We start from the raw sequence: 13371 nt of genomic DNA, 5'->3' as shown, positions 1-13371 counted from the left end.
CCCTTGCGCCGCATGGGCCTCGCGCTGGACATCGCATACACGCTCGCTCTGCCGGCGCTGCTGCCCTCGCTGCTGTCGAAACGGCGCGAGGGCTGGCGTGAGCGCATGGGGCGCGTGGCGGCGCTGGAGAGGCCCGCCGGGTCGAGCCGGCGCCTGCTGATCCACGGCGTGTCGGTTGGTGAAACGAACCTGATCGGGCCGCTGGTGCGCACGCTCGTCGAGGACGGGGGCGTGGATGTGGTCGTCAGCGCGACGACGGACACGGGCATCGCGCGTGCCGGGCAGGTTCACGCCGGGCGCGCGAGGGTGGTGCGGTTCCCGCTGGATTTTTCGGGGGCGGTCCGGCGGTTCCTCGACGCCGTGCGCCCCGACGCGGTGGCGCTGGTGGAGCTGGAGCTGTGGCCGAACTTCGCGCAGGAGTGCGCGCGTCGGGGCATCCCGGTGGCGATCGTGAACGGGCGTCTGAGCGAGCGGTCGTTCAAGGGGTACCGCGTGGCGCGTCCGGCGCTGCGTTCGTCGTTCGCTTCGCTGGCTCGCTGCGCGGCGCAGGACGAGGAGTACGCGGCGCGTTTCGTCGCGATGGGCGCCGACCCGGCGAGCGTGAGCGTGCTGGGCTCGATGAAATGGGACGCGGTGCGCGTCGGCGAGCGGGTCGAGGGCGCCGAGGCGTTCGCGGCGGAGATGGGCATCGACCTGTCGAGGCCCCTGATCGTCGCCGGGAGCACGGCGCCCGAGGAGCACGCGCTGCTGCGCGACGCCACGCCCGAGGGAGCGCAGCTGCTCTGCGCGCCGCGAAGGCCCGAGTGGTTCGACGACGCCGCGGCGGCGCTGCCCGGGTGCGCGAGGAGGTCCAGGGGGGATCGCGGCAGCGAGTCGGGGCGGTTTCTGCTCGACACCATCGGCGAGCTGCGCAAGGCGTACGCGCTCGCGGATGTCGTGGCGCTGGGGCGATCGTTCGGGAAGCTGCACGGCTCGGACCCGATGGAGCCGGCTGCTCTGGGCAAGCCCCTGGTGATCGGCGAGCGTTACGGGGACTTTGCCCAGAGTGTTCGCGCGCTGCGCGACTCCGGGGCCCTCATCGTCTCCTCACGCGAAGCGCTCGCTGGGAACCTGTCTGAGTTGCTGCACGACGCGGCGCGCCGGGGGGCGATGTCCGACGCCGCGCTGCGCTGCGTGACGGCGCACCAGGGCGCGACGGCCCGCCACGCGACGATGCTGCGTGCGCTCCTCGAAGAGGGAGCGTCGCGATGAGCACTCCCGAGTCGGTGCTGCTGCGCCACATCTACGCGCGATCCGTCGCGACGGACTCGTCGCACGCCGGGGTGCTCGTGGGCCCGGGTGACGACTGCGCGGTCGTCCGGGTCGAGGGCGACCTGCTGCTGACGGTCGACCAGCTGGTCGAGGGGCGGCACTACGACGCTGGAGCGACGCCGATCGATCTGGTCGCGAGGAAGGCGGTCGCGCGGAGCGTGTCGGACATCGCGGCGATGGGGGGGACGGCGCTGGCGGCCCTCGCGACGGGCGCGCTGCGGGACTCCTTCGATCGCGAGCGCGAGTTGTTCGACGCGATGCACGACTGGGGCGAGCGGTTCGGCTGCCCGCTGATCGGGGGCGACATCGCGCGCGTCGACGGGCCGACGGTGCTGACCTGCGCGGTGCTGGGCAGGGCGCACCCGACGCGCGGCGCGGTGCTGCGCAGCGGTGCGAGGGTCGGCGACGGCGTGTTCGTGACGGGCTCGCTGGGCGGCTCGTTCGCGTCGGGGCGGCACCTGACCTTCACGCCGCGGGTACGCGAGGGGCGCGAGCTGTGCGACGCGCTGGGCGCCGATCTGCGCGCGATGATGGATTTGTCGGACGGGCTCGGGCGCGATGCGGCGAGGTTGGCGGACGCGTCGGGCGTTTGCGTCGAGATCGAGGCGTCGGCGATTCCGATGCACGAGGGCGTCGCGGACTGGCGGGCGGCGGCGGGGGAGGGCGAGGACTACGAGTTGCTTTTCGCGTCGTCGCGCGAGCCCCCGGCGACGCTGGGGGAGGGCACGCGCGTGACGCGGATCGGGCGCGTGGTCGAACGCGCCGCGAATGCGCCGGCGTGCGTGATCGTGACCGATCGCGGCGAGCGCGTCGACGCCGGCGATCTTGGCTGGGAGCACCGCGGCGCATGAGCGTGAAGGCGCCCATCGTGATCGAAACAGGCGGCGAGGGCGAGACCGTCGCTTTGGGAGCGGCGATCGCTCGGCTGCTGCGCGCCGGCGATGTGCTGGCGCTGGAGGGTGAGCTGGGCGCCGGGAAGACCCGTTTCGTCCGTGGGCTGGCGAGAGGGCTGGGGCACGACGAGACGGCGGTCTCGAGCCCGACATACGTTCTCGCGCACGAGTACGGCGCGGGCGAAGGGCCTTCGCCCGTGCTGGTGCACGTCGACGCGTATCGGGTGCGATCCGGCGAGGATCTGGAGGCGATCGGCTGGGATCGGATGGCGGACGGTCGCTCGATCCTCGCGATCGAGTGGCCCGAGCGTCTCGGGGACGCGATCCCGGAATCCGCGCTGCGTGTCCGGATTGAGCACGCGGGGGGTGATCGTCGTCTGGTGACGCTCTCGTGGTCGGGGGATGCTTCCGGGAGCGGGTCCGGTGGCTGGGCAACGCGGCTCGGCTCGCTCCACTACCATTCGGGCGATGCGTGAGACGCGAGGCACCGATGATCCGAAGCGAGCGCGTAACGACGGGCCGACGCCCGGGCAAGGCGTGCGCTGTCCGATCTGCGATGGAGCGGTCGATGTTCATGGCGAGTCGTTCCCGTTCTGCACCAGGCGATGCAAGCTCGTTGACCTCGGGCGCTGGCTCGGGGGCGGATATGTCGTGTCCCGGCCGCTGGAAGAAGATGACTTCGGCGAGGTGTGATCGCGTCCGGGGCGCCGTCGCGCTCGTGGCGTTGTGCGCCGCCGCGGGTTCGGCTTCCGCGTCGCCGGCCGACGCGGGGGCGGGGGCCGAGCGGGTCGGCTCGACGGTCATGCGCCTGTTCTGGGAGTCGTTCGACCTGTTCACGATCCTGATCGTGCTCGGGTCGATCCTCTCGGTGGCGATCATCATCCGCAGCTTCCTCGAGATCAGAGAGTCGGTGATCCTGCCGAGTTCGTCGGTGGACAGCTTTCGAGGTCGCGTGAAGCGCGCCGACTGGGCCGGCCTGCGCCGCGACGCGGAGAAAGACGACACCTTCATCGGGCGCGTGGTGCGTGCCGCGCTCACCGCGACGGCGACCGGTCGCGAGGGCGCGCGAGAGAACGCGGAGCTGGCGGCGTCGGAGCAGTCGGCGTGGTGGTTCCGGCGCATCGAGATGCTGAACGTGATCGGGCACCTTGGCCCGCTTCTCGGGCTGGTGGGGACGGTGTACGGGATGATCATCGCGTTCGCGGCGCTGGGCGAGACGGGCGGGCGCGCCGGCCCGGGCGAGCTGTCGCTGGGCATCTCGAAGGCGCTGTTCCACACGTTCTTCGGGCTGATGCTCGCGATCCCGAGTCTTCTGGCGTACGGGTATTTCCGCACGATCGTTGATCGCGTGTGCACGCGCGCGATGGTCGTGTCGGCGGAGATCGTGGAGTCGCTGCCGGACAGCGCGCTCGACACCTCGACGACCGCTTCGAAGGCCGGCGAGAAGCCGTGAAGAAGCGGCACGCCATCCAGCACGAGCAGACGGTCTCCGCGGTGAACGCGACGCCGCTGATCGATGTCGTGCTGTGTATGGTGATCTTCTTTCTGATGGTGGGGCAGCTCGCGGAGGGCCAGCGCATCCCGCTTGAACTGCCCGAGGCGCGCCTCGGCGAGACGGAGTCGCCGCGCGAGAGCTTCATCATCAACCTTGTTCCGGCGAGTGGCGGGGGCGAGATCGCGCCGGGAGACGAGCCGGGGGTCGTGGTCAACGGAGAGTCGGTCACTTTCGCGCAGATCGCGACGATGCTGCGTGAGAAGTCGTCGCGCGTGCAGGACGTCGTGGTGGAGATCCGCGCGCCGGGGGCGGCGCCCTACCGATGGGTCGAGCGGGCGATGGACGCGTGCGCCGAGGCCGGCGTGCGCGATGTCCGTTTGGCCGCATCCCGCGCGGGGGACCGCCCATGAGCGCCGGTCGCTTCCGTTTGCGAACCGCGACGACGGTCGCTGCGCGGGACTTCGGCCCGAACATGACGCCGATGGTCGATGTGGTGATGGTGATCCTGATCTTCTTCATGGCCGGGACGACGATCCTGGGGCCGGAGTGGTTCCTGGGCGCGCAGGTGGAGCAGGACCAGGCCGCGGCGCAGGGCAACGAGCCGAGCGACACCGACGCGCCCGACGACCCCTTCGCGCTGGATCTGCCCCCGACGCGTGTGCGCGTGACGCTCACGAGGGGCGAGGGGGGCGAGGCGCTGGTCAGCGGGCTCAACCTGGCGGACGCGTCGATCGCGGAGCTGGAGCGCCGGCTCGAAGAGCTGCGCGAGTCGGGCGCGATCGAATCGCTCGAGATCATCGTGCAGCCGGGCGCGGGCGCGGCGTATCAGGATGTGATCCGCGTGTACGAGGCCTGTGCCGGCTCGGGCGCGCGCGGCGCGTCCCTGGCACGCTCTCCCGGCGCGCCGGCGCGGCCCTGAGCGCTCAGCGCGGTCCGGACGCGACGGCGTAGATCTGCAGGCGGTGCCCCTGGGGCGTCACGCCCATCGCGCGGCAGATCCGGTCGCGGATCTCGATCAGTTCGGGGATCTCGATGGGGATGATCTCGCCCGTGTCGACGCGCACGAGCAGGTCGCGGGGGCGACGCCCGTACGCGAGCTGGTAGTGCGCGTGCTCGGCGTCGACCAGCACCTGCTGGATGATGCCGGCGTCCTGCAGGAGCTTGATCGTGCGGTAGATCGTGGCCTTGCTGACGCGGAAGCCCGAGCCCTTGAGGAGTTCGAGCAGGCGTTCGGCTTCGAATACGTCGTCCAGTTGGATGATTGCGTCGAGGATCTGCGCACGCTCGGGTGTGTACTTCTGGCCCTCTTTCTTGAGGTGCCGCCGGAACACGGCGCAGAGCGGCTCGACGATCTCGACGCTGGGAACGGGCTTGGGGGATCGGCCTGACGGCACTGGCGGTCTCCGGGGGGCGTGCGGCGCGGCGGGTCAGCGGCGTCTGGCTCTCAGCCAGTCGTGGAGTTTCTTCTTCGTCCAGGCGTTGAGACAGTGCTTCGGGCTCGCCCCGGCGCGGCGCGCGGTCAGCACGCCGAAGCGCAGGTGTTCGAAGTCCGTGATCGAGTGCACGTCGCAGTCGATGGCGATCTTTACACCGGCGTGGATCGCCGCTCGCGCGTGCGTGTCTCGAAGATCGAGGCGCAGCCAGTGGGAGTTGATCTCCATCGCGGTGTCGTGCTCGACGGCGGCGGCGAAGAGTTCGCCGAAGCTCGGCGCCAGACCCTCGCGACGGTTGATCAGGCGGCCCGTCGGGTGCCCGATGATGTCCACCAGCGGGTGCTCGATGGCCTTGAGCAGGCGCGCCGTCGCTTCTTCCGGTTTCTGCGCGAGGGACCAGTGGGGCGACGCCACGACGATGTCGAGCTTCGCGAGCAGATTATCGTCGTAGTCGAGCGAGCCGTCGGGCATGATGTCGACTTCAGAGCCCGCGAGGATCGCGATGCCCTCGACCTCGTCGCGAGCGGCGTGGATCGCCTCGATGTGGGCGAGGAGTCGCTTCTTGTCCAGCCCGCCTGCGACCTTCTGGCTCTTGCTGTGGTCGGTGACGGCGATGGTGTGGAAGCCGCGGCGCTTCGCCTCGGTCGCGAGTTCGATGATGGAGAGCGCGCCGTCGGACGCGGTGGTGTGCGCGTGCAGTTCGGCCTTGATGTCGTCGAGGGTGATCAGGTCGAAGTCGTGGCCTGCTTTGTGCGAGAGCTCGCCCTGGTCCTCGCGGAGTTCGGGGGGCGGCGCCGGCGCGTCGAGGGCGTCGTAGATCGCCTGCTCGGTCTCGGACGCGATCGGCTTCTTCCCACGGTTCTGCGGGGCGGGCTCGCCGTCGTCCTTGAACAGGCCGTACTCGTTGAGGGTCAGCCCCTTCTTCTGCGCCCGCTCGCGCAGGCGGACATTGTGCTCCTTGCTTCCGGTGAAGTAGAGCAGGGCGGCGCCGAACTGCGCGGGCTCGACGATGCGCAGGTCGATCTGGATCAGGGCGCCCCCGTTCACGACGGCGCGGACGGAGGACTTGGTCTCGCCGGCGGCGAGGACCTGTTTGACCTCGGGCATGGTTCGGAACGCCTCGCCGATGGCTTCGGCGTGGGATGACTTCGCGCTGACGACGAGGTCGATGTCGCCGATGGTGTCCTTGCCGCGCCGGAGTGACCCGGCGAACTCGCAGCGATCGACGCCCTTGAGGACGCGGAGGGCGTGGGCGAAGCGCTCGGCGAGGGGGAGCGCGATGCCCAGGGGCGTGCGCCCGCCGCTGGTCTCGGAGAAGGCGATGGCCGCCTTGATCTTCTCGACGCTCTTGGCGCCCATGCGCGGGAGTGTGAGGATCGACCCGTCGTCGATGACGCGTTTGAGCCCCTCGACGTCGACGACCTTGAGTTCTTCCCAGAGCGCCTTGACGGTCTTGGGACCGAGCCCGGGGATCTCGAGGATGTCGAGGAGCCCGGAGGGGACCTGCTCGCAGAGCTCGGCGTGCTCCGCGATGTCGCCGGTGGTGACGAACTCGATGATCTTGTCGGCGGTCTTCTGGCCGACGCCCTCGATCGCGAGGAGCGCGTCGCGATCGTCGGCGAGGGAGGCGTAGTCTTCGGAGGATTCCTCGATGACGCGTGCGGCCTTGCGGTGCGCGTTGACGCGGAAGGGGTCGGCGCCGGTGAGTTCGAGCATCGCCGCGATCTGCTCGAACTTGGCGGCGAGTGCCTGGTTCACGCTCATGGCGAGATCCTAGCGATTCGGCGCGGGTTTCGCGTGTCGTCAGGCGACATCAACGAGCCCCAGCCACTGCCCGTGGGCGCGGAGCATGCGCGTGCGGAGCAGTTCCTCGGTCGGGTCGGCGAGGTCGGGCGACCGCTCGATCCACGCGGCGGCGTCGCGCCGGGCCATGCGGAGCAGGTCGTGGTCGCGCGCGAGGTCGGCGACTTTGAACGGGGGGGCGCCGGCCTGCTTGAGCCCGAGCATCTCGCCCGGGCCGCGGATCTCGAAGTCCTTCTCGGCGAGCTGGAACCCGTCGGCGATGGCTTTCATCGCGTCGAGCCGCAGCACGGCGTCGGGGGTGACGGCTTCGCCGATCAGGATGCACACGCTCTTGTTTGGCCCTCGCCCGACGCGCCCTCGGAGCTGGTGCAGCTGCGCGAGCCCGAAGCGCTCGGCCTGTTCGATCACGATGATCGCGGCGTTGGGCACGTCGACGCCGACCTCGATGACGGTGGTGGCGATGAGGGCGTCGATGAGTCCCGAGCGGAAGCGCTCCATGACATGCTCGCGGGTGTCGCGCTTGAGTTGGCCGTGGAGGGCGGCGACGCGCTTTCCGGCGAAGTGCGACTGCTCGAGCCACGCGAGGGTGGAGCGCACGCCGCGGAGCGAGTCGGAGTCGTCGATGGCCGGGAGGACGATGTACGCCTGATCGCCCTGGTCGAGGCGCTCGCGCACGAAGGCGTAGACCTCGTCGCGTTGCTCGGTTCCGACGACGCGCGTGGAGATGGGCTGGCGTCCTGGGGGCAGGCCCTGGATGTTGGAGACATCGAGGTCGCCGAAGATGGTGAGCGCGAGCGTGCGCGGGATGGGCGTCGCGGTCATGACGAGGGTGTGGGGGGTGGAGGTCGGGTCGTCGGCCTTCTCTCGCAGGGTCGCACGCTGGTGGACGCCGAAGCGGTGCTGCTCGTCGATGATCGCGACGGCGAGGTCGATAAAGCGGACGCGCTCGGTGAGCAGCGCGTGGGTGCCGATGACGATGTCTGCGTCTCCGGACTCGATTCGCGCGAGGGTGGACTCGCGGTCTTCCTTCGCCTGGGCGCCGGTCAGGAGCTCGACGCGCACCGTGCTGCCCTTCAGGAGCGCGACTATGTTGAGGTAGTGCTGCTCGGCGAGGAGTTCGGTGGGCGCCATGATCGCGGCCTGCTTGTTCGACGCGACCGCCATCAGCATCGCGTAGAGCGCGACGACGGTCTTGCCCGAGCCGACATCGCCCTGGATGAGCCGGTTGGCCGGCGTTTCCTTTTGGAGGTCCTTCGCGATCTCACGGACGGCGGAGTCCTGCCCGGGCGTGAGTGTGAACGGGATGCGTTCTCGGATGTGCGCATCGATGCGCTCGCTCCACTTGAGGGCGGGCGCGCGGGTCTCACGGCGCTGCTTCGCGCGCCGGAGCTGCACGGCGAGCTGGAGCATGAAGAGTTCGTCGTAGGCGAGCCGGCGACGGGCGGAGAGGACCTCCTGCTCGTTGTCGGGGCGGTGCATCATGCGATGGGCGTCTGCGAGGGAGGGCAACTCGCGTTCGCGCCGGAACTGCTCGGGGAAGTGGTCCTCGATGAGCGGGAGCGCACGAGCGAGGATCTTCTCGATCGCGCCCTCGATGGCGCGGGATTCGATGGACTCGCTGGCCGGGTAGACGGGGCGCAGCCGGTCGGCGCCGGGGCCTGCGCCCATGGGGGGCTCGTCCTCGCGCACGCGTTCCCAGCGCGGGTTGACGAGCTGGATGCCGTAAGTGCGCACGGCGTGGGTGCGCGACTTTCCCTGCACGCGGATGTGCATGCCGGGGTGGATGGATTTCACGAGGTGAGCGCCGTTGAACCAGACGAGGTCGAGCCGGCCCGTCTCGTCGGCGAGGACGGCCTCGAAGCGTGTCTTGCGCCCACGTACGACGCGCGTGGCGGTGACCTCTCCCCGGGCGGAGACGACGCCCCCGGGTTGGAGGTTGACGAGTTTGTCCTCGCCCGCTTCGAACTCGTGGCGGAAGGGGAGGTAGGCGACGAGCTGCCCGATGTTGCGCACGCCCAGAGCGCGGAGCGCCTCGGCGCGCGCGGGGCCGATTCCCGGGATCGCGGTGACAGGGGTTCGGAGCGTGATGTCGGGAGTCGGTGACATCGGCGCACGAAAATAGCCGGGTCCGCGGAGCGGCGCCCGGCCGAGTGACGGGGTCCGTGCGCGAATCTTCGCGCGACGGGTTCAGTTCGCGAGGATCACGATCTCGACGCGTCGGGAGCGGGCCTTGGTGTCGCGAGGGCGTGCATCGGCGAAGCCGGCGATGTGCATGCGCTTGCGATCGACGCCCTTGCTGGCGAGGTACTCGTGGACGGCGAGGGCGCGCTCGGCGGAGAGGCGCTCGTTAGTCCTCCACTCGCTGCGCCGGATCGGGTCGGAGTCGGTGTGGCCCTCGACGCGGATGACGCGCCCGGAGTAACTGCTGTTGATGACCTGCGCGACGCGATCGAGGGACTGCTTCGCGGAGTTCTTGAGGACGACCTTGCCCGAGTCGAAGAGGACATCGCCCAGGATGTCGACGATGACCTCTCCCCCGGCGCCGCGCGAGGAGCCGACGCCCGCGATGCCCTCGAAGCCGGTGGCGGCAGTGGTGCGCGGCTGGTTCTGAGCGAGGGCCTTGTCGCGCTCGAGGCGAAGCATGTCCTGCTCGAGGCGGGCGCGCTCGTCGTTGGACGCGGAGAGCGCCGACTCGAGCTGCTCGTTGCGTGCGCGCAGCTCGTTGGCTTCCTGCTCGAGCAGCGCGGCGCGGCGCTTGGCCTGATCGTCGGCGCAGCCGCCGAGCGTGACGCCAACGGCGAGGAGGGCTGTCAGGAGAGTGAACATCCGCTTGGAGCGCGTGGGCATGGTCGAAGATCTCGGCTGGGTCGGGTGTTGCGATCGCGAGGGCCGGGCGGGGCGTCCTGCGCCGCCCGATCGGGGATGCGCGATGGAACCGTAAAAGCGCGGGTTTGTCAAGCGCAGCGGGTCGAATCGGGTGGGCGTTGAGAGCGCAACCTCATGGGGCCGCAGCGATTGTGCCCAGCAAGGTTCCGACGAGCCGGTCGTAGAGGGGCCAGGCGAGCAGGACAGCGATCGTGCCGGCGGCCAGGTGAGGCCCGAAGGGCATCGCGACGGCGACGCCCCCCTTGCCGCGCAGCAGCGTCGCGCTGATCACCACCCAGGCGATCCCGAAGAACGGGGCGGTGAAGAACGCGAGAACCGGGTCGAGCCAGCCGAGCGCCGCGCCGACCGCCGCGAGCAGGTGGACATCTCCCATGCCCATCGCCTCTTTGCCGAAGCCGATGGTCCCGAAGATGCGCACGAGCCAGACGATCCCGCCGCCGATCAGGTAGCCGGCGGACGCGCCGGCGAGGGCTCGCATCCAGAGGGGGGGCTGGTCGGCGAGGGCGACGCCGCCCAGAAACCAGCCAAGAGCGGCGAAGAGCGCGATGCAGGCCAGGCAGAGCAGTTCCTTGGTGGCTTCGCGCCGTGCGTGGGGGTATCGGATCCACTCCGGCTCGATGGTGCTCTGGTCGGGCCTGGACCCGGCCCTCGGAGCGTCGTCGCGGCCCCCGGGGGCGTAGCGGCGCATCACCACGCCGATGCCCAGCCCGACGAGCGTGCCCAGCAGGGTGGCCTCCAGGGGGCGTCCGATCTGGAGGCCAAGCGCGAAGCCGCCTGCCATGAGCGAAACGGCCGGGGCGGTGAGGTACAGCACACGCATCAGCAGGGGCCCGAGCTGGGCGGTCCCGCCGTCGAGGGCCTCGGCCTGCTCGCCTGCGCCGGCGCGCTGCGACTCGGCGGCCCAGCGCTCGAAGTCGGCGAAGCTGCGGGGGATGACGCGGAGTTTCAGCAGCAGCGCGCACGCGACGACGCCCGCCAGTCCGCCCAGCATCAGGCCCACGCCGTGCGCGCCGGCCGGGATCGGGATCGTCCACCCGGCGTTCAGCGGCGTGACGGAGCGGGCGCTCAGCGCCGCCGCGTGAAGCGGGTGGGTGACGAGGGCGAGCGCGGTGAGGAACCACGGGATCGAGAGCGGGATCATGAAGGTCTTCGCGTCGATCAGCGTCATCGCGATGAGCGAGGCGATCGTGGCGTAGACCAGCAGCAGCATGGGCCACATGCGCGCGATCCCGGGGTCGGCCCAGGCGGGGCGCAGCGCGCCGCCGAACCACGCCTGTCCCGAGGTCTCGCCGAACCACGCGGCGAAGAAGAACGCGAACAGCAGGGCGGTGATCAGCTCGACCGCCGGGTATTGGGCGGAGATCCGAGAGCGGCAGAAGCGGCACCGACCCCCCAGCAGGAGCCAGCCGAAGATCGGGAGGTTCTGCGTCCAGCGCAGGCGCGTCTCGCACGAGGGGCATCGCGAGGGGGGTGAGAACAGCCCCTCGCCGCGCGGCAGGCGGTACGCGACGACATTGAGGAACGAGCCGATGCACGCGCCGACCCAGAACAGAAACGCGACGCCCAGCGCCGAGCCGGCCCACGACCACCACGACGCCATGGCGAGGGTCATTCCCACGGGTTAGAAGGGCGCCTCTTCGTCGTCGCCGTCGGCCGCGGCGTTCGCGGCCCGCGGCGAGGGCGCAGGCGTTGAGGGCGAGGGCGCGGGCCCTGCCCCAGCCCCTTGGGTCTGTTTCGGGGCGGTCAACTCTTCCACGCGCTGCTCGGCGGTTTCGAGGATGCCGCGGCAGCGTTTGAGGAGCGCGACGCCGTGCTCGTACTCCCGGATGGACTGCTCGAGCCCGACCTCGCCCGACTCGATGCGCGCGATGATCGCCTCGAGGCGTTCAACCGCCTGCTCGAAGGTGAGATTCTCGGCGTCGACGCCCGAGGACTTGGGCGTCGGCGAGGGCTTCACGGGTTTGGCTTGGCGTTCGCTCACGAGGGGAAGGTATCCGATGCTTTAGAAGAGGTCCATCTGGTCGCGCGGCGCGTCCGGGCGCGCCGGGCGCCCCTGTCGGCGGGCGGCGGCCTGCGCGGCGTCGCGGGCCTGCGAGGGAGTCGCGGCGGGCACGCTGCGCGTCCCCTCGACGATCGATCGCACGGTCCCGCCCTCGACGCGCGTCGCGAGCCGGTCGCCGGCGCGCACCTGCGAGGGGTCGCGCACCGCGTTGCCCCGGTCGTCGAGCGTGACGGAGAACCCGCGACGCAGGACATTCATGGGGCCGATCGCGTCGAGCGTGCGCGCCATCGCGGTCAGGGTCGACGAGCGGCGCTCGAAGTCGTGACGCAGCGACGCGCGCAGGCGCTGCTCGAGCTGCACGATCTTGGCGGAGCGCACGGCGTAGACGGCCTCCGGGCGACCGACGGCCAGGCGCGACGCGAGGCGTTCGACGCGCACGCGCGAGGTCTGTGCCTTCCGCCTGAGCGCGTCGCGCATGCGCCGGTCGTCGGCTTCGAGGCGTTCCTTCGGGCGGCGGACGAGGAACATCGGGTCGGCGAAGAGCGGGCTTCGCAGGGCGGCGCGCACGCGCTGCACCTGGTGCAGCACCGAGGCGCGCAGGCCGCTGCCCAGCCGGCGCTCGTACTGGTCGAGCTGCTCGCCGAGCGAGGCGCGGTCGGGGGTGAGGCGCATCGCGGCCTGCGTGGGCGTGGCGCAGCGCTCGTCGGCCACGAGTTCGGCGATGGTCGTGTCGGTTTCGTGCCCGATCGCGGCGACGACGGGGATCGCGCATCGCACGATCGCCTGGGCGACGACGCGCTCGTTGAACGCCCAGAGGTCCTCCATCGAGCCCCCGCCTCGCGTGACGATGATCGCGTCCACGCCCATCGACTCGTGCTCGCGCGAGACCCAGTCGATCGCCGCGGCGACTTCTCCGGCGGCGGCGTCGCCCTGCACACGCACGTCGATGATCGTTGCTCCGACCGCCGGGCAGCGCCGGTTCATCGTGTTCAGCACATCCTGCAACGCCGCGCCGGTGCGCGAGGTGATGACGGCGATGCGCCGGGGGAACCATGGCAGTTCGCGCTTGCGCTCGTGATCGAACCAGCCCAGCGCGCGGAGTTCCTCGCACAGGGCTCGATAGCGCATCTCCAGCTCGCCTACGCCCACGGGCTTGAGCGAGTCGACATAGATCTGCGTCTTGCCCTGCTTGTCGTAGAACGCGACGCGCCCGGTCGCGACGACCTCCTGCCCGTTGGTCGGGGTGAACCCGGCCTTTCGGGCCGCCGACTGGAACATGGCGCACGAGATGACGGCGCCCTCGTCCTTGAGATCGAACCACCAGTGGGTGCGGTCGCGGAAGCCCGACACCTCGCCGATGACCCGGATGGGCGCCGGCACGCCGGTTCGCAGCGCGCGCTCGATCACGCTCGCCAGCTGAGAGACGGTCAGGGGGCGATCGTCGGGAGTGGGGTCCCCGGACGGGAGGCGCTCCGAGGGGGGCGTCGGGGCAGGCGGTGCGATCCCGGGCAGCATCGGGCCGGCGAGGGGGCCGCGGGACGCCTTCAT

Annotated in this window: 14 protein-coding genes; 7 read left to right on the top strand and 7 right to left on the bottom strand. The window is 70.7% G+C overall.

Features of this window, described 5'->3' with window-relative positions; translation table 11 throughout:
• The first annotated feature begins 12 nt into the window (after positions 1 to 12).
• From KF684_02195 to KF684_02165, 7 genes are read left to right on the top strand one after another with little or no spacing between them, the layout of a single operon-like run.
• Positions 13 to 1251 (top strand): hypothetical protein, encoded by a 1239-nt coding sequence (locus KF684_02195; protein ID MBX3351719.1) that lies wholly within the window; start codon positions 13 to 15, stop codon positions 1249 to 1251.
• A complete protein-coding gene (gene thiL, locus KF684_02190) occupies positions 1248 to 2162 on the top strand; it encodes a thiamine-phosphate kinase (protein ID MBX3351718.1) in 915 nt (304 codons plus the stop codon). Before KF684_02195 ends, thiL begins: the two co-directional genes overlap by 4 nt.
• Positions 2159 to 2680, top strand: coding sequence for a tRNA (adenosine(37)-N6)-threonylcarbamoyltransferase complex ATPase subunit type 1 TsaE (tsaE, locus tag KF684_02185; protein MBX3351717.1), 522 nt, complete (start codon positions 2159 to 2161; stop codon positions 2678 to 2680). Before thiL ends, tsaE begins: the two co-directional genes overlap by 4 nt.
• A complete protein-coding gene (gene yacG, locus KF684_02180) occupies positions 2673 to 2897 on the top strand; it encodes a DNA gyrase inhibitor YacG (protein MBX3351716.1) in 225 nt (74 codons plus the stop codon). Before tsaE ends, yacG begins: the two co-directional genes overlap by 8 nt.
• Positions 2878 to 3657 carry a MotA/TolQ/ExbB proton channel family protein gene (locus KF684_02175; protein MBX3351715.1) on the top strand — a complete coding sequence of 260 codons (780 nt, stop codon included), beginning with the start codon at positions 2878 to 2880 and terminating at the stop codon, positions 3655 to 3657. Before yacG ends, KF684_02175 begins: the two co-directional genes overlap by 20 nt.
• Positions 3654 to 4109: a biopolymer transporter ExbD gene (locus tag KF684_02170; GenBank protein ID MBX3351714.1), complete on the top strand. Its 456-nt coding sequence runs from the start codon at positions 3654 to 3656 to the stop codon at positions 4107 to 4109. Before KF684_02175 ends, KF684_02170 begins: the two co-directional genes overlap by 4 nt.
• A complete protein-coding gene (locus tag KF684_02165; GenBank protein MBX3351713.1) occupies positions 4106 to 4618 on the top strand; it encodes a biopolymer transporter ExbD in 513 nt (170 codons plus the stop codon). Before KF684_02170 ends, KF684_02165 begins: the two co-directional genes overlap by 4 nt.
• Positions 4619 to 4622: 4 nt before the next feature.
• On the opposite strand, the gene KF684_02160 is transcribed toward KF684_02165, so the two are convergent.
• The 7 genes from KF684_02160 to xseA form a co-directional block, all read right to left on the bottom strand.
• Entirely contained in the window at positions 4623 to 5093 is a 471-nt protein-coding gene (locus tag KF684_02160; protein MBX3351712.1) for a transcriptional repressor, read from the bottom strand.
• 33 nt (positions 5094 to 5126) lie between these two features.
• On the bottom strand, positions 5127 to 6896 hold the full coding sequence (gene polX / locus KF684_02155; protein MBX3351711.1) for a DNA polymerase/3'-5' exonuclease PolX: 1770 nt from the start codon (positions 6894 to 6896) through the stop codon (positions 5127 to 5129).
• 39 nt (positions 6897 to 6935) lie between these two features.
• On the bottom strand, positions 6936 to 9041 hold the full coding sequence (gene recG / locus KF684_02150) for an ATP-dependent DNA helicase RecG (protein ID MBX3351710.1): 2106 nt from the start codon (positions 9039 to 9041) through the stop codon (positions 6936 to 6938).
• Between the two features lie 81 nt (positions 9042 to 9122).
• Positions 9123 to 9782 carry an OmpA family protein gene (locus KF684_02145; GenBank protein ID MBX3351709.1) on the bottom strand — a complete coding sequence of 220 codons (660 nt, stop codon included), beginning with the start codon at positions 9780 to 9782 and terminating at the stop codon, positions 9123 to 9125.
• 151 nt (positions 9783 to 9933) lie between these two features.
• Positions 9934 to 11433: an A24 family peptidase gene (locus tag KF684_02140; protein MBX3351708.1), complete on the bottom strand. Its 1500-nt coding sequence runs from the start codon at positions 11431 to 11433 to the stop codon at positions 9934 to 9936.
• A gap of 9 nt (positions 11434 to 11442) precedes the next feature.
• Positions 11443 to 11802, bottom strand: coding sequence for an exodeoxyribonuclease VII small subunit (xseB, locus tag KF684_02135; GenBank protein MBX3351707.1), 360 nt, complete (start codon positions 11800 to 11802; stop codon positions 11443 to 11445).
• 21 nt (positions 11803 to 11823) lie between these two features.
• Positions 11824 to 13371: an exodeoxyribonuclease VII large subunit gene (xseA, locus tag KF684_02130; protein MBX3351706.1), complete on the bottom strand. Its 1548-nt coding sequence runs from the start codon at positions 13369 to 13371 to the stop codon at positions 11824 to 11826.

Source organism: Phycisphaeraceae bacterium (genome assembly GCA_019636675.1).
Lineage (GTDB): Bacteria > Planctomycetota > Phycisphaerae > Phycisphaerales > UBA1924 > JAHBXC01.
The sequence above is the reverse complement of the archived record's forward strand: the minus strand, read 5'-3'. Positions and strand labels throughout refer to the sequence as shown.